Source organism: Pseudomonas sp. TREG-RG-20F-10-E-6-01 (assembly GCF_022662455.1).
Lineage (GTDB): Bacteria > Pseudomonadota > Gammaproteobacteria > Pseudomonadales > Pseudomonadaceae > Aquipseudomonas.
In genome coordinates this window covers 269,738-290,899 of record NZ_JAKNQP010000006.1, presented here as the reverse complement: position 1 = coordinate 290,899, position 21,162 = coordinate 269,738, and the positions used below count along the sequence as shown (strand labels likewise).

General features: G+C 63.5%; 23 protein-coding genes and 1 pseudogene. 2 read left to right on the top strand and 22 right to left on the bottom strand.

The window, feature by feature from the left end; genetic code table 11:
* Positions 1-36 precede the first annotated feature (36 nt).
* Together L8K08_RS19395 and L8K08_RS30360 are read right to left on the bottom strand one after the other, a co-directional pair.
* The gene (locus tag L8K08_RS19395; RefSeq protein ID WP_242199438.1) at positions 37-1,401 is read right to left on the bottom strand and encodes an MFS transporter; all 1,365 of its coding nucleotides are present in this window, start codon (positions 1,399-1,401) and stop codon (positions 37-39) included.
* A 240-nt stretch (positions 1,402-1,641) separates the two neighbouring features.
* A pseudogene (locus tag L8K08_RS30360) lies at positions 1,642-1,839 on the bottom strand (DUF2063 domain-containing protein); the annotation flags it as partial.
* A gap of 567 nt (positions 1,840-2,406) precedes the next feature.
* Here L8K08_RS30360 and L8K08_RS19390 point away from each other — a divergent pair.
* Positions 2,407-5,223: a winged helix-turn-helix domain-containing protein gene (locus L8K08_RS19390; RefSeq protein WP_242199437.1), complete on the top strand. Its 2,817-nt coding sequence runs from the start codon at positions 2,407-2,409 to the stop codon at positions 5,221-5,223.
* Between the two features lie 659 nt (positions 5,224-5,882).
* Here L8K08_RS19390 and L8K08_RS19385 read toward each other — a convergent pair.
* The 15 genes from L8K08_RS19385 to L8K08_RS19315 form a co-directional block, all read right to left on the bottom strand.
* A complete protein-coding gene (locus tag L8K08_RS19385; RefSeq protein ID WP_145164102.1) occupies positions 5,883-6,296 on the bottom strand; it encodes an ester cyclase in 414 nt (137 codons plus the stop codon).
* Between the two features lie 150 nt (positions 6,297-6,446).
* The gene (locus L8K08_RS19380) at positions 6,447-7,493 is read right to left on the bottom strand and encodes an EscU/YscU/HrcU family type III secretion system export apparatus switch protein (RefSeq protein ID WP_242199436.1); all 1,047 of its coding nucleotides are present in this window, start codon (positions 7,491-7,493) and stop codon (positions 6,447-6,449) included.
* Between the two features lie 3 nt (positions 7,494-7,496).
* Positions 7,497-8,309 (bottom strand): type III secretion system export apparatus subunit SctT, encoded by an 813-nt coding sequence (gene sctT, locus L8K08_RS19375; RefSeq protein WP_106578746.1) that lies wholly within the window; start codon positions 8,307-8,309, stop codon positions 7,497-7,499.
* A 6-nt stretch (positions 8,310-8,315) separates the two neighbouring features.
* The gene (gene sctS / locus L8K08_RS19370; RefSeq protein WP_003208314.1) at positions 8,316-8,585 is read right to left on the bottom strand and encodes a type III secretion system export apparatus subunit SctS; all 270 of its coding nucleotides are present in this window, start codon (positions 8,583-8,585) and stop codon (positions 8,316-8,318) included.
* Positions 8,586-8,595: 10 nt separating this feature from the next.
* Positions 8,596-9,249: a type III secretion system export apparatus subunit SctR gene (gene sctR / locus L8K08_RS19365; RefSeq protein WP_017137580.1), complete on the bottom strand. Its 654-nt coding sequence runs from the start codon at positions 9,247-9,249 to the stop codon at positions 8,596-8,598.
* Complete coding sequence (sctQ, locus tag L8K08_RS19360; protein WP_145164097.1) at positions 9,246-10,247, bottom strand: type III secretion system cytoplasmic ring protein SctQ; 1,002 nt, start codon at positions 10,245-10,247, stop codon at positions 9,246-9,248. Before sctQ ends, sctR begins: the two co-directional genes overlap by 4 nt.
* Entirely contained in the window at positions 10,244-10,690 is a 447-nt protein-coding gene (locus tag L8K08_RS19355) for a hypothetical protein (protein WP_242199435.1), read from the bottom strand. The genes sctQ and L8K08_RS19355 overlap by 4 nt, the downstream gene beginning before the upstream one ends.
* Positions 10,687-10,908 (bottom strand): hypothetical protein, encoded by a 222-nt coding sequence (locus L8K08_RS19350; RefSeq protein ID WP_242199434.1) that lies wholly within the window; start codon positions 10,906-10,908, stop codon positions 10,687-10,689. Before L8K08_RS19350 ends, L8K08_RS19355 begins: the two co-directional genes overlap by 4 nt.
* Positions 10,905-12,227, bottom strand: coding sequence for a FliI/YscN family ATPase (locus L8K08_RS19345; protein WP_242199433.1), 1,323 nt, complete (start codon positions 12,225-12,227; stop codon positions 10,905-10,907). Before L8K08_RS19345 ends, L8K08_RS19350 begins: the two co-directional genes overlap by 4 nt.
* Complete coding sequence (gene sctL / locus L8K08_RS19340; RefSeq protein ID WP_242199432.1) at positions 12,224-12,808, bottom strand: type III secretion system stator protein SctL; 585 nt, start codon at positions 12,806-12,808, stop codon at positions 12,224-12,226. Before sctL ends, L8K08_RS19345 begins: the two co-directional genes overlap by 4 nt.
* Positions 12,801-13,418 carry a type III secretion protein gene (locus L8K08_RS19335; RefSeq protein WP_242199431.1) on the bottom strand — a complete coding sequence of 206 codons (618 nt, stop codon included), beginning with the start codon at positions 13,416-13,418 and terminating at the stop codon, positions 12,801-12,803. The genes sctL and L8K08_RS19335 overlap by 8 nt, the downstream gene beginning before the upstream one ends.
* Positions 13,415-14,197 carry a type III secretion inner membrane ring lipoprotein SctJ gene (sctJ, locus tag L8K08_RS19330; RefSeq protein ID WP_106578752.1) on the bottom strand — a complete coding sequence of 261 codons (783 nt, stop codon included), beginning with the start codon at positions 14,195-14,197 and terminating at the stop codon, positions 13,415-13,417. Before sctJ ends, L8K08_RS19335 begins: the two co-directional genes overlap by 4 nt.
* Before the next feature lie 4 nt (positions 14,198-14,201).
* Complete coding sequence (locus L8K08_RS19325) at positions 14,202-14,636, bottom strand: hypothetical protein (RefSeq protein ID WP_145164086.1); 435 nt, start codon at positions 14,634-14,636, stop codon at positions 14,202-14,204.
* A gap of 9 nt (positions 14,637-14,645) precedes the next feature.
* Positions 14,646-14,879, bottom strand: coding sequence for a hypothetical protein (locus L8K08_RS19320; RefSeq protein ID WP_119739909.1), 234 nt, complete (start codon positions 14,877-14,879; stop codon positions 14,646-14,648).
* Between the two features lie 12 nt (positions 14,880-14,891).
* Positions 14,892-15,455: a type III secretion protein gene (locus L8K08_RS19315; RefSeq protein ID WP_119739907.1), complete on the bottom strand. Its 564-nt coding sequence runs from the start codon at positions 15,453-15,455 to the stop codon at positions 14,892-14,894.
* Positions 15,456-15,503: 48 nt separating this feature from the next.
* Here L8K08_RS19315 and L8K08_RS19310 point away from each other — a divergent pair, with 48 nt between their 5' ends.
* On the top strand, positions 15,504-16,268 hold the full coding sequence (locus L8K08_RS19310) for a tetratricopeptide repeat protein (protein ID WP_242199429.1): 765 nt from the start codon (positions 15,504-15,506) through the stop codon (positions 16,266-16,268).
* A 266-nt stretch (positions 16,269-16,534) separates the two neighbouring features.
* On the opposite strand, the gene L8K08_RS19305 is transcribed toward L8K08_RS19310, so the two are convergent.
* Genes L8K08_RS19305 through L8K08_RS19285 form a run of 5 tightly spaced genes read right to left on the bottom strand, consistent with a single transcriptional unit; the run spans position 16,535 to position 21,033 of the window.
* Positions 16,535-16,915: a hypothetical protein gene (locus L8K08_RS19305; protein ID WP_106578757.1), complete on the bottom strand. Its 381-nt coding sequence runs from the start codon at positions 16,913-16,915 to the stop codon at positions 16,535-16,537.
* A gap of 14 nt (positions 16,916-16,929) precedes the next feature.
* Positions 16,930-18,210: a type II and III secretion system protein family protein gene (locus L8K08_RS19300; RefSeq protein WP_242199427.1), complete on the bottom strand. Its 1,281-nt coding sequence runs from the start codon at positions 18,208-18,210 to the stop codon at positions 16,930-16,932.
* A complete protein-coding gene (gene sctV / locus L8K08_RS19295; RefSeq protein WP_242199425.1) occupies positions 18,207-20,345 on the bottom strand; it encodes a type III secretion system export apparatus subunit SctV in 2,139 nt (712 codons plus the stop codon). The genes L8K08_RS19300 and sctV overlap by 4 nt, the downstream gene beginning before the upstream one ends.
* Entirely contained in the window at positions 20,342-20,680 is a 339-nt protein-coding gene (locus tag L8K08_RS19290) for a type III secretion protein (protein WP_178119731.1), read from the bottom strand. Before L8K08_RS19290 ends, sctV begins: the two co-directional genes overlap by 4 nt.
* Positions 20,677-21,033 carry a hypothetical protein gene (locus L8K08_RS19285; protein WP_242199423.1) on the bottom strand — a complete coding sequence of 119 codons (357 nt, stop codon included), beginning with the start codon at positions 21,031-21,033 and terminating at the stop codon, positions 20,677-20,679. Before L8K08_RS19285 ends, L8K08_RS19290 begins: the two co-directional genes overlap by 4 nt.
* Positions 21,034-21,162 lie beyond the last annotated feature (129 nt).

Sequence of the window (21,162 nt, the reverse complement as noted above, 5' to 3'; positions counted from 1 at the left end):
CGTTAGCCTTCCCATGGCGGACTTTACAACGCCCAATCACGCCTTTTTCCCATAGGGCAACAAACGCAAACCGCTGGCCACACTGCCCACCAACGCAAACACGCAACCCAGCCACAGCGCGTATTGCGGGCCACTGCCCAGGGACAGGTGAAAACACAACGCCACCAATGACGCCCCCAGCGTTTGTCCCAGCAGCCGCGAGATCGCCACGATGCCGCTGGCCCCGCCGCTGCGGGCCAAGGGTGCGCTGGTCATGATCGCCTTGAGGTTGGGCGATTGAAAAAAGCCAAAACCGGCGCCGCACAGCGCCATGCGCCAGCCGATATCAAAGGCCGACGCGCCGCTGCCCAGGGTGGCCAGCGCCGCCATCCCCGCACTGAGCAGCAACAGGCCGATGCCGCACAACACGCCCAGCGACACGCGGTCTGCCAGGCGCCCTGCGACCAGGGCCATGACCGCAACAACAGCCGGCCACGGCGTCATCAGAAAACCGGTTTCCACCTGGCTATGACCAAGCACCGCCTGCAGCAGAAACGGCAATGACACAAAGGCCAGGCCTTGAGCGCTGAACGCACAGATCGCCGTAAGGGAAGACAGCGCAAACACCGGGCGCTTGAACAGATCCAGGGCCAGCATCGGCGCCGGGTGCCCAGCCTGGCGGCGTAACAATAACGCACCGCAGACCAGCGCCACGGCGATCAGGCCCAGGGTCAATGCGCCCTGAACGCCGTGCACCGCCGTGCCCAGGCCAAGCACCAGCAAGGCGAACAACCCGGCACACAGCAGCGCGGCGAGGCGGTCGAACGCGTGACCGGTCATGGGCAGTGTCGGCAATGACCGCAGGCCCAGCCCCAGGGCCAAAAGGCCCAACGGCACGTTGATCAGGTACAGCCAGTGCCAGCTGGCCACCGACAGAATCGCCGACGCGGCAGTCGGCCCGAGGGTGAACGCCAGCCCCACCACCAGCGAGTTATAGCCAAGGCCGCGCCCGAGCATTTTTGCCGGGTAGATATGCCGCAGCAACGCGGTATTCACGCTCATGACCGCCGCCGCGCCCAGGCCTTGCGCCACACGCGCGGCCGTCAGGGTCAGCAACGACCCGGCCAGCCCGCACAACAGCGACGAGACAATAAACAGCAGCAACCCACCGAGGTACACCCGACGGTGCCCCCACACATCACTCAACGAAGCGAATGGCAGCACCGTGGCGATAATCGCCAGTTGGTAGGCGTTGACCACCCAGATCACCGAGGCCGAGTCGGTGCCGATGCCTTCGACCAATGTGGGCAGCGCGGTGTTGACGATGGCCGTGTCGAGGGTCGCCATGCCGATCCCCAAAGAAAGAGCGATCACGGCCGGCAGGCGTTTATTGAAGTGCAACCCATCGGCAACAGAAGACATGAACAATCCGGCACTGGTAACAAAGGCCCCTAGAGTACGGGCAGATGCGGATTTTTTCAGTGGCCAATTGCCTGGCTGTCAGAGTTTTCATGTTTACCACCGCCTCGTGGCGAGCGGGCTTGCCCCGCGTTGGAGTGCGTACGCTCCCCCTCCAGTCGCCGCGGTGTATCTGACAAACCCGGTAGGCAGCCTTTGGGGCCGCTTCGCAGCCCAACGCGGGGCAAGCCCGCTCGCCACAGGTTATTCACTCGCCACAGCCCCCACTATCAACTCACCGCCCAACCAACCGGCCTAGACCACGCCTGCTTCCTCGCCCAGGCGCGCCATCAAAAATTCACACAACCGGGCACAACGGCCGTCGCCCTGCACATGCAGCAAAGCGTCAAGCTCCAACGCCTGCACCTGCCGCAAGCGCGAGGTGAACTGGCGCCGCCATACACGTCGGGGTTATGCGGGAACACCGTCTTCAACGTCGCGGTGCGTGACCGCCAGCGCCGGCTGGTGAACAGCGTTAACGCCAGGCGTGTATGCGCTCTGTGTCGCAAACACGACAGAACGTCATGCCGGTGTATCAAGGTGGTGCGCGGATACACAGCGATACACAGTGAATAATTAACCGCCAGATAGACGCCAAATTATTCGGCATCCCGAACGACACAATTAGAAATATTCGCCTTTCCGAACGAAGCCCTCCAAGCGGCCTCGATGACCCTAAAAATCACCATAAATTTCATGCGGTTGTTGTCATCTTTGTTACATGCCAACTGGCATACATTCTGCTTTATCCCTGTTTCTGGTAATAAAATGTTTCAGCTTTGAGACAGTCTCATCAACTGAAACACAATCCGTGGCACGCCAATAAAAACGACAACGCCCCAAAGGAGGGCGACCTTTTCGACTTTTTGATCGACATCAACTTTCCAAGACTGCTGCTGCACATCTGTACCCAAAAGGGCGAATGGCCTGATCGCCAATAACAAGCCTGACTATAAAAAGGACGAATTGATGAGCTCGAGCAAGAACCACGCAGTGTCCTTCATGGACGCAGAACCCCTGGCCCCGGCGTGCGCCGAAAGCGCCCTTGGTTTTGGCCCCTTCCTGTTACTCGCACGCCAGCACGTATTGCTGCGAAACGGTGAGCCCGTCACCTTGGGCAGCCGCGCCCTGTGTTTGCTGATTGCCCTGGCCACCCGCGCCGGCGAACTGCTGGAGAAAGCCGAGCTGATCTCGTTCGCCTGGCCCAAGGTGGTGGTGGAGGAATGCAACCTGCGCGCGCAGATCGTCGCGCTGCGCCGAGCCTTGGGCGACGATGGCAACTTCAGCTATATCGTCACGGTGCCGGGCCGCGGCTACCGCTTCGTGGCGCCGGTGACCGTGCAGGCGGCCGGCGAAGACCATCTGCCGGTGCCCCACGCGCGCGTCCATGAGCCCTCTGTCGCGCCGCCGTCCTGCGAGGTGATTGGCCGCGATGAGTTGGTCGACAGCCTTGCCGACCAGGTGCTGACCCAGCGGTTCTTGACCATCACCGGCCCTGGCGGCATCGGCAAGACCACCGTCGCCATGGCCGTGGCCCATCAATTAGCCAACGAACTCAAGCTGGACACCTGCTTCGTCGACCTGGCGCCGGCCACCAGCGGGCAATGGGTCACTGGCATGCTCGCCAGCGCCCTGGGCATCCAGACCGTCAGCGACGAGCCGCTGCGCAGCATCGCCGCCACCCTGGCCGACCGCCGCCTGTTGCTGGTATTGGACAACTGCGAACACGTGTTGCCGGCCACCGCCGATGCCGTGGAAACCCTGTTGCGCAGTGCCCCTCAATGCTACGTGCTGACCACCAGCCGCGAGCCGCTGCGCGCCGAGGGCGAGCGCGTGCACGACCTGGCGCCGCTGCAAGTGCCCGACGAACACAGGACACTCAGCGCCGTCGAAGCCCTGAAATGGTCCGGCGTGCGCCTGTTTGTGGAGCGCGTGCGCGCCCTCGACCCCGACTTTGTTTTCAACGACGCCGACGTGGCGGCCGTCAGCGCCATCTGCCGCAAGCTCGACAGCAATGCGCTGGCCATCGAAATAGCGGCCGCGCGGGTACGCACCTTTGGCATCCAGGACCTGGTCGGCCTGCTGGACGGCAGCTTTCGCCTGCAAATGACCGGCCGGCGCACCGCCCTCGCCCGCCATCGCTCACTGAGCGCGACCCTGGACTGGACCTATTCGATGCTCAGCGGCGACGAGCAGGCGATGCTGCGCCAACTGGCGGTCTTCACCGGCTCCTTCACCCTTGATGCCGTCAAGGCCATGACTGCCAGCAGCGCCCTCGACCCGCGCAATGCCCTGCCCTTGCTCGAAAGCCTGATGGACAAGTCACTGCTGCTCGCCGGCGAATCGCAGTTGCTCAAACGTTATCGCCTGCTGGAAACCACCCGCGCCTACGCCCTGGAAAAGCTCGCCGAACAGGGCGAAACCAACGCCACCGCCGAACGCCATGCGCGCTATGCCCTTGGGGTGTTGCAGGAAGCCGGGCAGACCCTGGATGGCCTGTCACCGCAAACCTGGGTCGCGCTGTATGGCCCCGAGATCAACACGGTGCGCTCGGCACTCGACTGGGCCTACTCAACGACCGGCAACCTGCCATTGGGGGTTGAACTGACGTTGGGCGGCGTGCCGTTATGGCTGCGCCTGTCGCTGGTCAGTGAGTGCCGCAGCTGGGTTGACCAGGGCCTGGCCAGCGACGCCAGCACCCCGTTGCCGGCGCGCCAACGCATGCTGCTGAACACCGCGCTGGCCAGCGCGCTGATGCTCACCGACGGCACGGGCGGCCCGTTGCGGGAAGCGTGGCGCCAGGTGCGCGAGGACGGCCGCGAACTCGGCGATGCCGAGCACAAACTTCGCGCGCTGTGGGGGCTCTGGGGTGACCGTTGCGCGTGTAACCAGTACGCCGAAGCGCTGGAGTTGGCCGAGCGCTACATTGCGTTGAACAACAGCGGGAACCAGCAACTGCTGGGCAAACGCATGCGGGCGGTGGTGCTGTTTCACATGGGCGACCTGGCGGGCGCCCGACAAAATATCGACGAAGCCCTGGGTTCACCGTCGGCCCCGCGCTCGCACATCATCGACGCGCTGTTTGATCAGCGCATCGCCGCACGTTGCCTCAAGGCGAAGGTGCAACTGATGGAAGGCGACGTCGACCCGGCCCTGCGGCTGATCAGCACCTGCGTCGATGAAGCGGTGTCACTCGATCACCCGGCGACCCTCTGGTACACCCTGTGCCTGGGGGCGATCCCCCTGGCGCTGCTGGCGTCCAACCTGCCGAAAATGCGTTATTACCTGGGCCTGCTGCAGGACAGCACCACTCGCCAGGACTTGCATATCTGGCGGCAATTTCGCCTGTGTTTCGAGAGCATCCTGCTGATCCGCCAGGGCTCGCCGGAAGAAGGCGTGCCGCAACTAGGCCAAGCCCTGCAGCACCTGCAGGGCCAGGGCGATGGTCAGCTCTACAGCCTGTTTCGGTGTGAATACGCTTTGGGGTTGGCGCGCCTGGGCCTGGAAAAACTCGCGCTGGAGGTGTTGGAGGAGACGCTGCAATTGGCTATCGGCCGCCATGAGCGCTGGTTTGTGCCGCAGATGCTGCGGATCAAAGCCCAACTGACACTGCGCCAGGGCAACTACGGGTCGGTGGACAAGGCCACGGTGCTGCTGCGCCAGGCGTGGGTGGATGCACAGCTGGCCGGTGCGCACTTCTGGCGGGCGCAGATTGCCACGGACCTGGCGCGGTTGCAGGAGCCCAAGTCACGCATTGCTTCTCTGCCCAGGTTTCAGCATCGCTGAGGGCATCGCCGGTATTTGGGTGATGGCCGCCTTGGGTTGCGCCCTTACGGCGGGTCACTTTGGAAAAGCCCAAAGTAAGCAAAGGGCTCTTGCCCCACCACTCGGCACCTCGCCTAGGCTTTGGAGCGTGGTTTAACGGGGCGCCTAAGATCAAAATCAAAAGCAAAGCACGGCGGCCTGACAGCCGACCTGATTCTGGAAGCTGAACTCAATCAAATGTGGGAGCTGGCTTGCCTGCGATGGCATCAACCCGGTGTACCTGATGGACCGAGGTGCCTGCATCGCAGGCAAGCCAGCTCCTACAGAAGAGCAAAAGCAGTGCAGCGGTGAAGGCTGAACTCGGTCAACTTGTGGGAGCGGGCTTGCTCGCGAAGGCGGTATGCCAGTGACACATGAGCTGACTGAACCACCGCATTCGCGAGCAAGCCCGCTCCCACATTTGGATCTCTGTGCTTCAGATAGAAATGTGTTGCTGTGCTTTTGATCCGCTTTTTTTCTACCAGTGCTTTGCTTTTGATTTTGATCTGACAGGCCCCGTCAACCACGACATCATCTGGCGCGCGGGCGACGGGTATGGCGGTGAGTATCACGATGTAGACAAGCCCTGAGGCATGTCGGATGAGGCCCCCATCGGATGGGGCCCCATTCGCGGGGTGCATTCAGTTGGTGTCGAAACCCAACTGGCGGTACAGCGTTTTCATGTCGTAGTAATCGGTGCATTCGACAATCTTGTTGGCCTCGATCCTGATCACGCAGGTGCCGTCGACATTGATCTTGCGGTGAGTCGCCTGATAGCCGAACAGCTCGCCCTCATGGGTGCCCGTCATATGCCACTGGATCGTCCCGCCGCGCTCGCCGAGGCTGATCAAGTCGCGGATAACCTCGAAATCGGGCAATGCCTTTCTGATCAGGTCGAAAAAGTCGCCCAGCGCCGGGCGCCCTCGCATGATTTGCCCTGCGGCCTTGTCTTCATAGACGGTCGCCTCGGAAAAAATCGCGAGAAACCGCTCTTTGTCGGCGGTAGACCAGCTGTCGGCCCACTCCTGGATCAATGCACGGTGTTGATCTGTCATGGTGAATCTCCTGGGAAAGTTGGAACAGTGCAGCGCCACCCAATTGGTTGACGCCTGCGTCCATCGCCCGTGACAGATACACCTTCAGCTCCTGCTGAGCAGATACTCCCTCCGTACCAAAGCGCCAGACAAGCGTAGTCCGCGCGACGATTAAATCAACCGCGCCGCGACCAGCCAATCCGCTACCGCCTGGAACGAAGCATCCGGCACCGGATCACCGGGCACAGTCTTGCGCGCGATGTCAGCCGCCAGGTTCTTGTCCGGCGCGTGCGGAATACCCAGGTCATAAGCCTCCTGCAACATCAGCAACGCCTCCTCCGGTGAGGCCCGGCACACGATCACCGGCACTGGCGTCTCACCGCGCACATAGCGCACGCCAATCACCCAGCCATCGGTGGTGCCGATCATCATCGACGCCCTGCCCAGCCCCAGCTTGGTCGCCAACGCCTGCATTTCATTGCGCTGGCGCCGCCGCTCGCTCTTGATCAGCGGGTCGCCGTCGATGTCCTTGCGTTCGCGCTTGGTTTCGCTGCGGGTCATTTTCATGTCGCGGCCAAACAGCCAGCGCTGCATGATCACGTCCACCGCACCGACCAGGATGAACGCGCACAACACCGTGAACACCAGCGGCTTGAGCACCAGGAAAAACGTCGACTCCATGCACTCCGCGCCACAGCGTGACGACTCCATCAGCGCCTGCAACGCATGCTTACCGATCACATAAAACGCGATCGCCAGCACATGCACCTTGATCAGCCCCTTGATGAACTCCACCAGGTTGCGCAGGGCAAAAATTTTCTTCAAACCCTCGGCCGGGTTGATGCGTTTGAACTCGGGCTTGATCGGGTCCACCGAGAACACAAAGCCGCGCATGGTGATGATATTGGTGAGGACCACCACGCCGGTGGTCACCGCCATCACCGGCAAGGTAATACCGGTGACCAGTTGCTCGGCATGGTCGAGCACCCGCGGCCATACCGTGGCGAAGGGCTCGATGTAGATTTGCGCGGTGAGGTCGATCAGCGCCGTGACCTGGGCCTTGGCACGCGGCGCCAGGATCGAGATGCACAGCGTGCAAAACAGGATAACCATGCCCGACACCAGGTCCTGGCTCTTGGCGACCTGGCCTTTCTGACGTGCGTCTTTGAGCTTCTTGTCCGTGGCCGGCTGGGATTTTTCTTCGCTGGTATCGGCCATCGGCTACTCCATGCCCGCCAGGGTTTTGAGCAACTCGACAGTGCCGCGAAATTCCGCCAATTGATCGAGCATCAACGGAATCAGAAAGCCGATGTAGATCACCATCAGGATCGAGAAAAACAGGTTTTTTACCGGCAGTGACAAGTCGAACATATGCAGGTTCGGCGCCATCCGCGACAGGTAGGCAAGCATCAGGTCGGTGATCAGCAACGAGATCAGCAAGGGCGAAACCATCAGCACGCCGACGCGCATGATCTGGTCGAGAATCGACAGCACCGCCAGCAACGCGGAGCTGGCAAACACCGGCGTGAATGAAGTCACCGGCCATAGCTGGTAGCTGTGGTAATAGCCGTCGACCATCAGGATAAAGCCGCCGGACATGAAGAACAGCGTGATCAACATCACCGTGAGCAAGGTCGCCATCACGCTGGATTCACCGGATGACAACGGGTCCACCAGCTGCGCCATGGTCGAGCCGCGTTGCAGGTCGATCAACTCCCCCGCCACTTCCGCGGCCCAGAACGGAATGCCGAACAACAGGCCGATGAGGATGCCGATCAGGAACTCCTTGATCAGCAACCCGGCGATGAACACGCTGCCGTGCTCGGGCATTCGGGTCAGCGCGTCGAACACCGGAAAGAACATCGGGATCGAAATGGCCACCGCCACACAGCCGCGAATCATGCCGGTCAGGCCCAGGCGGTTGAACGCCGGGGTGATCACCACCACCCCCATGGCGCGGCAGGCGGCAAGCGAGGCGGCGCTGATCACCGGGTAGGCGACCTCCAGAAACTGCGCGGTAAGGCTGGCATCCATGGGCGGTCAGCGCGTCCACAGCGGGAAGTTATCCAGCACTTGGCTGCCCAGCTCCGCGACTTGGCCAGCGAGTACCGGGCCGAGAAACACGATGGTCAACAGCACCGCCACCAGCTTTACCACCTGTGGCAAGGTCTGGTCCTGAATCTGCGTCAGCGCCTGGAACAGCCCCACGCTCAAGCCCACGATAATCGCCACGCCCAGCGCCGGTGCCGAGAGCATCAGCACGGTCATCAGTGCCTGTTTCATCAATGACAGGAAAACGTCCTGGCCCATGGTTCGTGCCTCAGCCGTAACTCAGAATCAAACCGTGCATCAAGCGCGACCAGCCACTCAGTGACACGAATAAAAAGATCTTCAGCGGGATCGAAATCAGGTTCGGCGAGACCATCGACATGCCCATCGCCATCAGCACGTTGGACACCAGCAAGTCCACCACCAGGAACGGGATGTAGAGCAGAAAGCCGATCTCGAAGGCGCGGGTCAGCTCTGAGCTGACAAACGCCGGAATCAGCACCACCAGGTCATCGTCGCGCAAGTCGGCGCGGGCTTCCGGCGACCAGATGGTCTCGGTGGCCTGCACAAAAAAACCGCGCTCGGACTCATTCGCAAAACGCTTCAAATGCGCCTGCAGTGGCGGGCGCAGCGCATCGCCCAGGTCCTTGAGTTGCTCGACATGCTCGATATTGAGGTCGCGCCCCTCCACCTGGCGGTACATGTCGCCAATCAACGGCGTGGTCACGTACACCGACAGAATCAGCGCGATGCCGTACAGCACCAGGTTAGGCGGCGTCTGCTGCACCCCAAGGGCGTTGCGGATCAGGAACAGCACCACCGAAATCTTCATGAACCCGGTGAGCGTGACCACTGCCAACGGGATCAGCCCGATCGTCGCAACAACCAGGATGATCTCGATCAGGTTCGGCTGATAACCGGTCATGGGGTGGCAAAACTCAGCAAGCGCACGCCCAGGCCGTCACCGATTTTTACCAGTTGGCCCTGGCCGACCCGACGCCCGTTGACCATCAGGTCAACGCTGTCCACGCCCGGCGTGTTGAGCTGCAACAGGCTGCCCGCACCCAGTTCTCGCAATTGCGCCAGGGTCAGTTCCAGGCTGCCGACCTGGCACACCAGTTTGAGCGGCAAGTCATCCAGGGCCGCAGCGGCATCAACATCAGTCATCGTGTTCTCCATGTGCAAAGGGGGTGCTTGTAGTTCTTCCTGCAACCGCAATTCGTCACCCTGGTATTGGCAGCGGGCCTGCAAGCGCCCGTCCAGGTCGAGCAACAAGCCCGAGCCCTGCTCCAGCATCAGCACATCGCCGGGCCGCAGGCTGCGCAATTCGCCCAGGGTCAGCCATTGCCGCCCGGCCACCACCGCCAGGGTCTGGCGCAGCGCGGGCAGCGGGTCGGGTTCGATCTGGCCGTATTGCGCCAGCAGCTGCGCCACCAGCACGGCAGCGCCTTCGCTCAAGTCCAGTTGCGCGCTCATGGCCGGCTGGTTGCCAAAGGTCAATTCGAGCGCCAGGTGCACGGCATACGCGCACTGATCGTCAGTGGCCTCGACTAACTGCACCGGGTGGCCGAGCACCGGTTCCAGGGTCTCGATCAGGTCGAGCACCGCCAATTCCAGCAGCAACGAGCGTGGCAACGATGGCAGCAACTGCGCATCGAACTGCAACGCCAGCGGCACCAGTACTTGCTCCAGCGCGGCCGACGACAGACGCAGGCGCACCGGGGCGCGACCGAGCAGCAAAAACACATCGCGCGAATTGCCCAGGCCTTGTACTTGGGCGGCCCAGCTCACGCGCAACGCTTGCCCGGCGCAACGGCCCTGCCAGGCGCGACGGCGACGGTGCAACTGGTTATGCAGCGCCAACAGCGCCGGGTCGTACTGCGTCAGCCAGGGTGCCAATGGGCCGGCAAGGGCGGTGATCATGTGCCGGTGCCTTCTTCGCGCAACTCACCGACACGGCGTTCATCACTTTCACGCCCTTGCAGCAGGCTTTGCCAGGCTTCGGACTGGCGTTGACGGCTCAGGCGTTCCTGGCGAAACAGGTCACGCTCGCGCTCCTGGCTTTGCAGGGTGGTGGACACGTGGTGAACGTCGTTCTCGAGCAGCTGCTGGTCATCCGACAGGCCGCGCAAACGCTCCTGAGCCGCCTGCCAGCTGGCCACCGACAGGCCCTCGGTCAAGGCTGCATAAACCTGACGGGCTTCCTCGGCAATCGCTTCACGGTGCAGGCGCAGTTGCTCCTTGGCGTCGGTCAACACGTCGTGGGTCTGCGCGCAGCGTTGCTGTTGGGCGGCCAGTTGGTTGGCGGCGCGTTGTTCACGCAGCACCCGCAGGGTTTGCAGGGTGCGCAGTTGGTCGGTTTTCATTGGGCTGTCTCCATGTTCATGCCAATACAAATCTGCGTGGCGAGCAGGCTTGCCCTGCGTTGGGCTGCGTAGCGGCCCCTTGCAAACTCACCGCGTTCTTCCCGAAAAAACTCAGTGCCTGGTTTTGGGGCTGCTTCGCAGCCCAACGCAGGGCAAGCCTGCTCGCCACAACAAATCTGCTTTTCACAAACATTTGCGCCACTCTTTAACAGGCTCATGTCAACACCTGGCGCATGCGGATCAGGGTCTGGTCCAGGCTGCTCGGCTCGCCGGCGTTCTGGCGCAGGAACGCTTCGATGGCCGCATGGCGGTTGATGGCTTCGTCGGCCAGCGGGTCGCTGCCGGCGGAGTACTCGCCGACGCGGATGAGCATTTCGATTTCGCCGTAGCGCGCCATCAGCTCACGTATGCGCATGGCCAGGCGTTTGTGTTCTTCACCGGTGACCTGCTCCATCAAGCGGCTGCGGCTGCGTAACACGTCCACCGCCGGGAAGTAGTTGCGCTGGGCCAATTCCGCGCTGAGGGCGATATGCCCGTCGAGGATTGAACGGGCTTCTTCGGCCACCGGGTCACTGGCCGCATCCCCTTCCGTCAACACGGTGTACAGCGCGGTGATGCTGCCCGTGGGGCCGGGGCCTGCGCGTTCGAGCAGGCGCGGCAAGGCCGAGAAAAACGACGGCGGATAACCGCGACGGGTGGGCGGTTCGCCCACGGCCAGGCCGATTTCGCGCTGGGCGCGGGCAAAGCGCGTCAGGCTGTCCATCAGCAGCAATACATTGCGGCCCTGGTCGCGGTGGTACTCGGCCAGCGTGGTGGCGACAAACGCCGCACGCACGCGCTCGGCCGCCGGGCGGTCCGAAGTCGCAACCACTGCCACGGTGCGCGCGCGGGCCTGGGCGTCGAGTTGCACGTCGAGCAGTTCGCGCACTTCCCTGCCCCGCTCGCCGATCAGGCCGATCACAATCACATCGGCTTCGCTGTTGCGGATGATGCTGGCGAGCAACGACGACTTGCCCACGCCCGGCTCACCAAAAATGCCCATGCGTTGGCCCTGGGCCAGGGTCAGCAGGCCGTCGATGGAGCGAATGCCCAGCGCCATCGAACGCACGATCAGTTGCCGCGAAAACGGTGCGGGCGGCTCGGCATGCAGGGGGTAACGCTGCAAGGCCAGGGTCGGCGGGACGCCATCGCCGTCGAGAAAATCGCCCATGGGGCTGATCACCCGGCCCAGTTGCGCATCGCCCACGGCAACGCCCAGGGTTTCGCCGGTCGCCGTGATTTGCGTGCGGGTCGACAGGCCTTCCATGGAGCCGATCGGCGACAGAATCGCCTCGTCGCCATCAAAGCCGATCACCTCGGCGCTCAAGCTGCGGCCACTGCCGGGGTCGCGCAGTTGACACAGTTCACCGATGCTCGCACCGGCCACACTGGCGCGCAGCAATACACCGCGAATGCTCAACACGGTGCCGTGCATCGGCCGTGGACGGGCCTGGGCCAACCGTTCAGTCAGGCGCGGCAGCAGCTGTTGCAGGTTCATGCCACACCTTCTTCGGCAAAGGGCAGCAGGCTGCGGCGCAGGGTTTGCAACTGCGCTTCCAGGCCCAGTTCGACGGACCCGGCGGGGCTGTTGAGGCGCGCCTGACCGGCGCTCAGCTGCTCGTCGGCGTCCACGGCAATCGCCAGGCCTTCGTGCTTGAGGCGTTGGCGCAAGGCCTCGACGTCGGTCGGCGGCACCCACAGGGTCAGTGCCTGGTCCTGGCGAAATGCACTCAGGGCCTGGCGGGTGCAACGCACGACCCGGTCGGCGTTGTCCAGCTCACCCAACACCTCGCGCACGATGCCCAAAGCCAGGTCGGCCAGCGACGCTTCCAGGCTGCTCAAGTAGTGCTGCACCTGGGATTGGGTCTGCACCAGCAACTGCGCGACTTGTTCGGCGCCTGCCTGGCGCGCGCTTTCAAAACCCTCGGCGCGGGCGGCGTGCAGCCACTGGTCGCTGTCGGCCTTGATCTGTTCGGCCTGTTCCTTGGCGGCTTGCAGAAAGGCAAATCCATCGGTCCACAGCGCTGCTTCTTCAGCACGCAGGATGCGCGCAGTGGGCCGGCTAGGTAATTCACTCATGGGCGTTGTCCTCGGCCGCAAGGCTCGCAGCAGCGGCCTGAACGATTTCCAGGTCGCGGGGCAAGCGTGCGCTGTGGCCCTGGGGGAAGGCGAAACGCAGGCGCAGCCAGCCCTGCAAGTCGGCGTGCTGGGCGTGCAGCCAGGCGGCAACACAGCCTTGGCCGTCGCGGTCGATGGCCTCAATCAGCTCCGATGGCTCGCGCAGCAGGTCTGCGGCGCCGCCAAGTTGGCGCTGCGCCAACGCCTGGCTGAACACCTCGGCACCGAGTCCCTCGCGCAGTTCGTTGACCACCTCACGGCGGATCTCGCGGCTCAGGGTCGAGGCATGCCAGATGGCACCGCACAACCGTGGCAAGCGTGAAAACTGCGCAGGTGACAACAGCAACACCGCCAGGTCGGCGGCGGACGGCGTCACCAGGTGCGCAATTGGCGCCAACTGATAATGGTTGACCAGCAACTGCTCCAGGCGCTGACGAAAACGCGCCTGGCCTTGCATGGCCTGCAGCACTTCATCGGGCAACTCATCGGCGAAACAGGCGCCCAGGCTCGGCCCGCGCACAAACTGCAGCGGCTCGGCGATCAGCCCCTGCCAGCGTTCAACCAGGCTCATTCACCCTCCTTGAGCACATACATCGCCTGGGACTGACGCCGCGCCCAGTGTTGGCGAGCCAATACCCCAAGCGCGCCGAGGGCAATCAGCAGCAAGCCGCCAAACATCACGCGTGCCTGCGCCAGGTTGTCTTCCAGCAACCACAGCCCCATGAAGCGCGCCAACCGCGGTTGCGCCGGGTTCTGGCTGATGGCGACGGCGGCCTTGATCGCCGTCACCGAGACGCCGTCGTAGCTCAGGCCGGAAATGCCGTTGGCGACCAAGGTCTTGATCTGCGGGATCAGCGTATTGATGTCGGTGCCCGGGTCGTAACGCACCAGCACCGAGGCAGACGACGGTGAAATCACGCGCTTGAGCAAGTCGTTGTCGGGCAACACCACGTGCACGCGGGCGGCGACGATGCCGTCGATCTGCGACACCGAGTGCGACAGTTCTTCGCTCAGCGCATAGATCATCTGCGCGCGTTCCTGCACCGGCGACGACACCAGGCCATTGCCCTTGAACACCTCGCCCATGTTGGAAAAGCTCTGTTGCGGCAGGCCGGCGTTGTCGAGCAGCGTCATGGCCTCGGCAAAGCGCTCCTCGTCCACCACCACTTTGAGCTGGCCGTTGTCCTGGGTCTTGCGCTCCGCCGGGATGCCACCGCGCAGCAGCACCGCGACCATGGCGTTGGCATCGCGCTCGCTGAGGTTGGTATAGAGGTCGGTGTTGCACGCCTGCAAGAGGCTGGCGAGCAGGCCGATCAGCAGCAGGCGCAGCGCGCGGTTTGGGCTTGGCATGGCGTTATTGACCCTTGAGCAACGTGTTGGCGGACCCGGAAATCTGCGTCGCACCGCGCACCACCATCTGGGTTTCGATGGAGTAATCGAACATCTTGCCCAGGGAGTGCACGATCTGGTCGACCTGTTGCTCGCCGACTTTTTTACCCGGCTCGCCCTGCGGCGAAGCACTTGCCGTGCGGATGTCCACCGAGGCCGGCGGCGGCGCCGACGGGTTATTGGTGAGCACGTCGGCGCGTTCGGAAAACGCGCGCGTACGGTCGATGAAACTGTTCATGCGCTCCATCAGGCCCGAGCCGATCTGGTGCGGGCTGGCGCCTTCGGGCATGCCCTTGGCGGTATTGGCCATGTGCTCGAACAGGTTCTGCGAGGCCCCGGCGGGCCCCGCACCGGCGGACGGCGGCAAGGCCGTGGCGCCGGCGGCGAGACTGATAGTCATAGGGGCTCCCTACTCTTCGTCGTCATCGGACATGGCGTCGTTCAGCAGTTCCTGCATCTTCGGCATGATGATGAACTGACCGCCGATAGTGACGGCCTGGGTGATCAACGCATCGTTGAATTCGGCGTCGCTGGTCTCCGACGGTTTGTCGGCGGCCTTGGCGTTATCCACCGCGGCGTTGAACTTGGCTTCAGGGCTGGCGCCACCGGGGGCGAGGTTGCTGTCTACGGCCGTTACGGACATGGTGCTGCTCCTTTACTGGGTTGGGGTTTCGGTACTGACTTGCGCGCCACGGAACACCCGCACCCCGCGCTCGCGCGCCACCGGGGCGGCCACGACCGTGGGTTGCAGGTGGTCGACATGCTGTTGCACCAGCGCCAGGTACGGCGGCGGGCCGGAAACAAACACTTCATCGCCCTCGGGGCCGTTGCGCATGGAGAGTTGCTGGCCGAACACGTCGAGGGTGTTCAGGTAGGCCTGCAACTGGTCCAGGTTCAGGGCGCTGGCCTTGAACAGCTTGGTGCTGATTTCATCGCTGGCATTGAGGTACAACAGGTTGCCGTCGAAGTACCAGGTCAGGCCGTTGGTGCTGCACAAGGTCTGCAGGAACTCACCGGCGGTGGCCGCGCGGATGGTGCTGCGCGCCTTGCCGCGTACCTTGTCGGAGAGCACCAGCGGCACGTCGAGGTTGTGACCGAATTCTTCCAACGCGCTGCGAACGTCCTGATCGACCAGCACGTAGGCGTAGGGCTGCGAGAACCATGCGGGCTCCTCGGCCGCGTTGGCAAAACCCGCACCGAACAGGCATAGGAGCGCCATCAAAAATATGCTTACATGGCCTGCGCCTTCGCCCGACGAGTTGTGACGATGACCCACAAATTTCTGCTCGCCAGCACCTTGCTGCTGGCTGCCTGCTCCAGCAAACCTGCGACCGATACCGACAAATCCCTGCAACTGGCCAACGACCTGAGCAAGCGCGGCGACTACAGCAGCGCGGCTGCGTTGTACGAGCGCGCCACCCAGCAACCGGGTGCCGGCATTGAGTTGTGGCTCAAGCTCGGCCAGGCCCGGCTCGACGCCAAGGACGCGCTGGGCGCCGAACGCGCCTTCCAGCAGGCGCTGGGGTTCGATGCCCACAACGCCGACGCCCTGCTCGGCCTTGGCACTGCGCAGTTGCAATTGGGCAAGACCCAACGCGCCGTGACAGCGTTGGGGCAGGCTGCCGAGATCAATCACCTGCCGGTGGCCTACACCCGCCTGGGCATTGCCCACGTGCTGAATGGCCAGGCCGGTGCCGCACAAACCGCCTTCGCCAAAAGCCTGAGCCTGCAGCCCGACGACCTCGACAGCCGTTGCAACCTGGCGCTGGCTTATGCGCTGGGCGGGCAGCCGCAACAGGCGCTGGATACCATTGCGCCCGTCACCCAATCGCCCCGCGCATTGCCACGGCATCAGCGCAATGAGTTGTTGGTGATGGTGTTGGCCGGGTATGAGCAGCGGGTGGCCAGCCTTCCCCTTGATGACATCCCTGCCGCAGAACGTGCGCGATTGGTGGTGGAGGCCAAGCGGATCAAGGCGATCAGTGATCCGGTGGCGCAGGCGAAGGAGTTGGGGTTGGTGGACCCGCGTTGAGCCCGTGGTGATTAAGGGTGTTGTGGTGAGCGGGCTGGTTGAGGTGAACGGCCTTGTTGTGGCTAGTGGGCTTGTTGTGGCGAGCGGGCTTGCCCCGCGTTGGGCTGCGAAGCGGCCCCTTGCAGTCTCGCCGCGTTCTTTCAGATAGCACTCAGGGCCTGGTTTTGGGGCTGCTTCGCAGCCCAACGCGGGGCAAGCCCGCTCGCCACAACAAGCGCGCTCGTCACAGGACTTCGTCAGAACACAGGAAACGTGGCCCTCAACAGTCATTGTTGGCCTCCGGTGGCGCCGGCTTTGGCTTCTTGTTGGTCCTTGCGGCGTTGCAGCTGCTCGCGGTCGAAGCCTTCGATGTAGACCTGCGCGGCGCGGCCAACAGGGGCGGCCATCGCCGGGCCGGTGGTGCGGCCTTGGGTCAGGTCCTGTCTGCGCTCGACCATCTGCATCAAATTCAAATTGTTCGCGCAGCCCAGCGGCAGCGTCGGTTTGAAGTCTTCGTCCAGCCCGATTGCGTCCTTGGCCGCTGGCTGCTGGCACTGGCTCGGCAAGCCATCCGCGCGAAACTCCGGCGCGTAGTACACCGGCGCCAAGTGGGTCTGGCAGCCCATCAGCGCCAGGGGCAAGAGCATCAACACACGCAAAGCAGTCATCGCAGGCCCCCTCATCAATTCATGTAAAAACCGAACGCGCCGCCGCTGCGCGGGCCGCTGGCTGCGGCGGTCGCCGGTTGTGCGTCCAGCGGCGTGGCGAGCGTGCGACTGCGCACCGGCTCGACCAGGTACGGGGTAATCAGAATCACCAGCTCGGTTTCATTGCGCTGGAAACGCTTGGAGCGAAACAGGTTGCCCAGGATCGGCAAGTCGCCAAGCAGCGGCAGCTTTTCAATGTCCTGGCTGCTCTCATGCTGGAACAGCCCGGCAATCGCGAAGGTCTGCCCGCTGCCGACTTCCACCCGCGTGTCCGCGCGGCGCACGCTGAAGGACGGCACATGGAAATTGCCGAAATCGACGGTGCCGCCGCTGACCACGCTGCTGACTTCCGGGCGTACTTGCAGGGCGATGCGACCGTTGGGCAACAGCGTCGGGTTGAACAGCAGCGACACGCCGAACGACTTGTATTCGATGCCCACCAGGTCACGGTTGACCGGCACCGGGATCGCCACTTCGCCACCGGCGAGGAAGCTGGCGGTCTGGCCGGTCATGGCGGTGATATTCGGCTCGGCCAATATCTGCAAAATGCCGTTGGCCTGCAGCGCGTCGAGCATGCCGTCGATGTTCACATTGCCCGAGCCGGTGCCTGCCGTTGCCAGGCCACCGGCCGTTGCCGCTGCCAGGCCGCCGCCGGTGATCAGCCCGAAGGAGAAGGTGCCGTTGCTGAACATCGCGTTCCAGTTCACGCCGTAGTGCAGCAATTCGGAGCGCGAGACTTCGGCAAACCGTACGCGCAGGTTCACCTGGGCCGCGCCTGCGTATTCGGTGGTGTTGATTGCGCTCTGGAAGCCTTGGCCCTGCGGGTTGAGCAGCGCGTTAAGGTCCGTCGCTTCGGCCACCGAACCGACGATGCCCTTGGCAATCAGGCGGTTGCCGGCGCCGCTGATCTGCGCGCCATTGCCGGGGTGCAAGGCCTGCATCGGCGTGGTCACCGCGGCCGTACCGCTGCTGACCGACAAGGTCAGGCTGGCCAGTTGTTTACCGTCATTGCCTAGGGCAATCAGGCTGGTAGTGCCTGGCGCCTTGCCGAAAATATAAATCGTGCCCGGCGACACCACTTGCAGGTCGGCCACATTCGGCTCGGCGACCAGTACCGAATCCACCGGCGCCACAAAATGCAGAATGCGCCCTTCACCGGACGCCAGGTTGATCGAACCTGAGGCCCCGTTGGCAATGTCCTGAGCCTGACTTGCAGTGGTGACCAAAGCCAGCAACAACATACAAAAACGCATCATGAGGCAGACGCCAGGGAGGTGACGGAAGCCGCGGCAGGCGCGCGGCGGTTGGAAATATCGGTGAGGCTGATGGTCACCAGCGCTTGCAGGTTGTACTCGGTGGCCAGCTCGCGGAACGACAGCACCGCCAGCTCCAGTTCACCGCGCAACACCAGACGGCGCAGGCTGCGCCGCAGCTCCGGGTGCACCAGCAATACCGCGCTGTTGACCTCGCGGGTGTTTTCACAGGCCTGGCGCAGTTGCGCGAGCAAGGCGCGGCTGACGTCTTCGGGGATCAATTCGCGCTGCGGTTCCTGGCGACGCAGGGACGCGCGCAACTGGTCTTCCAGGCCCGGCGCCAGCACCAGCGCACCAATTACCCGGTTACGGTCGGCGTACTGATGGCTGATCTGGCGCGCCAATGCCGCGCGCAAATGTTCGGCCAGCCGCCCGGCATCGGTCTCACGGGCGCCCCACTCCACCATGGCTTCGAGCAAGGCGCGCTGATTGCGGATCGATACGCCTTCGCCGACCAACAGGCGCAAGGTCTCGGCAACGCGCTGCAAGGGGACCAGGCGCAAGGCTTCCTTGACCAGTTCGCCGTACGTGGCTTCGGTGCGCTCGAGCAGCAGGCGGGTTTCCTGGATGCCGAGGAAGTCGGCGGCATAGCGGCGCAGGCTGCGTTCCAGCACGCCGCGCAAGACTTCGGCGGGCAGCAGGAAACCGATGCCGGCGTTGCGCAGGGTCTCTTCATGCTGGCGCTCGACCCAGTGGGCATTGCGGCCGTTGAGCGGCGAGTCGGCTTGCACGGTGGCGATGTCCAGCAGTTGCACATGCACCGGGTCGTCCTGCACAAGCAAACAATTGATCGGCAGTTCGCCTTCGCTCACCGGCACGCCTTCCAGCGACACGCGGAAACTGCCCGGCGTGGCCTTGGCCTCCATGTAGATGCCCGGCACCGGCACATCCACGCCCAGGTCAGTACGGATGTCGTGACACAGCGCTTCGACACGCTGGCGCAGCAACTGGCGCGGCGCGCTCTGGGACACGCCGCTGCCCAGGGTGAGCAGCACGCGAGTATCGGGCAGCAGGTTGTCATCCAGTTCGGCCTGCGCCTCGACCACCGGTTCCGGGGTTTCGGCCAAGGCTTCCAGCTCGCCCTGTGGCTGGAGAGTGTGCCGGCGGTACATTACGAACGCTGCGCCGCCAAAGGCTGCGGACAAGCCGAGGAATACCCAGGTCGGAAAACCGGGCAACAGGCTGACGCCGATCATGATCAATGCCGTCAGGCCCAGTGCCCGGTAGCTGGCGCCCAGCTGCTTGATGATCTCGCTGCCCAGGTCGCCGGCTTCACCGTCGCTGTTGACCCGCGTGACCACCGTGCCCGCCGCCACCGAAATCAGCAGCGCCGGGATCTGTGCGATCAGGCCGTCACCCACGGTCAGCAGCGAGTAGGTGTGCACCGCTACACCGAACGGCATGTCACGTTCAATCATGCCGATCAGCATGCCGCCGAGCAGGTTGACCGCCAGAATCACCAGGCCGGCGATGGCGTCGCCTTTGACGAATTTCATCGCGCCGTCCATCGCGCCGAACATCTGGCTTTCGCGCTCCAGGCGCGAACGCCGACGACGCGCTTCGGCCTGGTCGATGTCGCCATTGCGCAGGTCGTTGTCGATGCTCATCTGCTTGCCGGGCATCGCGTCCAGGGTGAAGCGCGCGGCCACTTCCGCTACGCGTTCGGCGCCTTTGGTGATCACCACAAACTGCGCCACGGTGATGATCAAAAACACCACCATGCCGACCACGACCTGGCCGGCGATCACGAAGTCACCGAAGGCCTTGACGATATGGCCGGCATCGCCGTGCAGGAGGATCAAGCGGGTGGTGGTGATCGACAACGACAAGCGAAACAGGGTGCTGAGCAGAATCAGCGGCGGCAGCGCGGAGAATTCCACGGAATGGCCGATGTAGAACGCAACGATCAGGATCAGGATGCTCAGGGCAATGTTGAGGCCGATCAGCATATCCACCAGGTAGGTGGGCAGCGGGATGATCATCATCACAATCGCCATCAGCATGAATGCGACGATGATCACGTCGGTGCGCTGCGCCGCCATGCGCGCCAGGTTGTTCAGGCGGTTGAGGGCACTCATGCGCCGGCCCTGCGCGCAGCCAGGTAGCGTTTAAAGCACTGGCGCGCTTCGTCCTTGCGCTCGCCGTACCACAGCGCGCGGGCGCGCAGCAGCAACAGGCTGGCGGACTCGCCTTCCAGCGCCACCAGACGATCGAGGGCACCCAGGGCACGGCCGGCGTCGCCGCTGTCGGTGAACGCGAGCACCAGCGAGCGCAGCAACACGCCGTCTTCTGGCGCGACGCTGACGGCGATCAGCAGCATCACCAGCGCGCGCTGGGACTGGCCGTTGCGCCGGTACAGCTCGCCAATGCCTTTGAGCAATTGCACGGCGTCGTCGTTATCGCGGGCCATCAGGCATGTACCTCCGAGCGTTGCTGTTCGAGGGTGCGGCGCATCTCGATCTCTTCGCTGATCAGGTCATGGGCCAGTGCCTTGATGTCCGTCTCGGCATCAAGGGACGGCAGGATGTGTTCCATCACGTGTTCCAGCAGCTCCAGGGAGCGGGCGCTGCCGAACAGCAAGGAGTCAACGCCCGCGGCGCTGGTGAGTGCTTCGAGGTCACTGCGCAGCGAGCGGCGGGTTTGGGTCTTGCGGGTGTTGAGCACCGCTTCGAACGCAGTGGCCTGGCGTGAGTTGACCGGGCGAACGGCTTCGACGGGGGCGCTGCGTGCGTCGCTGGGGATGAGCGGGCGGGGTTCGACTTTCATGCGGGGGCCTGCGAACAGCGCTCATGGCTGAATAGGTACTCAGCCCCAAGATCTCTAGCGCCTGACAGATAGCTTTCGCGGGCAAGCCCGCTCCCACATTTGAATTGCGTGGCGGTGGGTAGACTTGGG

Excerpts from the sequence above, each read along its gene's own strand:
- L8K08_RS19395 (WP_242199438.1), bottom strand. The coding sequence starts at position 1,401 with ATGTCTTCTGTTGCCGATGGGTTGCACTTCAATAAACGCCTGCCGGCC.
- L8K08_RS19390 (WP_242199437.1), top strand. The coding sequence starts at position 2,407 with ATGAGCTCGAGCAAGAACCACGCAGTGTCCTTCATGGACGCAGAACCC.
- L8K08_RS19385 (WP_145164102.1), bottom strand. The coding sequence starts at position 6,296 with ATGACAGATCAACACCGTGCATTGATCCAGGAGTGGGCCGACAGCTGG.
- L8K08_RS19380 (WP_242199436.1), bottom strand. The coding sequence starts at position 7,493 with ATGGCCGATACCAGCGAAGAAAAATCCCAGCCGGCCACGGACAAGAAG.
- sctT (WP_106578746.1), bottom strand. The coding sequence starts at position 8,309 with ATGGATGCCAGCCTTACCGCGCAGTTTCTGGAGGTCGCCTACCCGGTG.
- sctS (WP_003208314.1), bottom strand. The coding sequence starts at position 8,585 with ATGGGCCAGGACGTTTTCCTGTCATTGATGAAACAGGCACTGATGACC.
- sctR (WP_017137580.1), bottom strand. The coding sequence starts at position 9,249 with ATGACCGGTTATCAGCCGAACCTGATCGAGATCATCCTGGTTGTTGCG.
- sctQ (WP_145164097.1), bottom strand. The coding sequence starts at position 10,247 with ATGATCACCGCCCTTGCCGGCCCATTGGCACCCTGGCTGACGCAGTAC.
- L8K08_RS19355 (WP_242199435.1), bottom strand. The coding sequence starts at position 10,690 with ATGAAAACCGACCAACTGCGCACCCTGCAAACCCTGCGGGTGCTGCGT.
- L8K08_RS19350 (WP_242199434.1), bottom strand. The coding sequence starts at position 10,908 with ATGAGCCTGTTAAAGAGTGGCGCAAATGTTTGTGAAAAGCAGATTTGT.
- L8K08_RS19345 (WP_242199433.1), bottom strand. The coding sequence starts at position 12,227 with ATGAACCTGCAACAGCTGCTGCCGCGCCTGACTGAACGGTTGGCCCAG.
- sctL (WP_242199432.1), bottom strand. The coding sequence starts at position 12,808 with ATGAGTGAATTACCTAGCCGGCCCACTGCGCGCATCCTGCGTGCTGAA.
- L8K08_RS19335 (WP_242199431.1), bottom strand. The coding sequence starts at position 13,418 with ATGAGCCTGGTTGAACGCTGGCAGGGGCTGATCGCCGAGCCGCTGCAG.
- sctJ (WP_106578752.1), bottom strand. The coding sequence starts at position 14,197 with ATGCCAAGCCCAAACCGCGCGCTGCGCCTGCTGCTGATCGGCCTGCTC.
- L8K08_RS19325 (WP_145164086.1), bottom strand. The coding sequence starts at position 14,636 with ATGACTATCAGTCTCGCCGCCGGCGCCACGGCCTTGCCGCCGTCCGCC.
- L8K08_RS19320 (WP_119739909.1), bottom strand. The coding sequence starts at position 14,879 with ATGTCCGTAACGGCCGTAGACAGCAACCTCGCCCCCGGTGGCGCCAGC.
- L8K08_RS19315 (WP_119739907.1), bottom strand. The coding sequence starts at position 15,455 with ATGGCGCTCCTATGCCTGTTCGGTGCGGGTTTTGCCAACGCGGCCGAG.
- L8K08_RS19310 (WP_242199429.1), top strand. The coding sequence starts at position 15,504 with ATGACCCACAAATTTCTGCTCGCCAGCACCTTGCTGCTGGCTGCCTGC.
- L8K08_RS19305 (WP_106578757.1), bottom strand. The coding sequence starts at position 16,915 with ATGACTGCTTTGCGTGTGTTGATGCTCTTGCCCCTGGCGCTGATGGGC.
- L8K08_RS19300 (WP_242199427.1), bottom strand. The coding sequence starts at position 18,210 with ATGATGCGTTTTTGTATGTTGTTGCTGGCTTTGGTCACCACTGCAAGT.
- sctV (WP_242199425.1), bottom strand. The coding sequence starts at position 20,345 with ATGAGTGCCCTCAACCGCCTGAACAACCTGGCGCGCATGGCGGCGCAG.
- L8K08_RS19285 (WP_242199423.1), bottom strand. The coding sequence starts at position 21,033 with ATGAAAGTCGAACCCCGCCCGCTCATCCCCAGCGACGCACGCAGCGCC.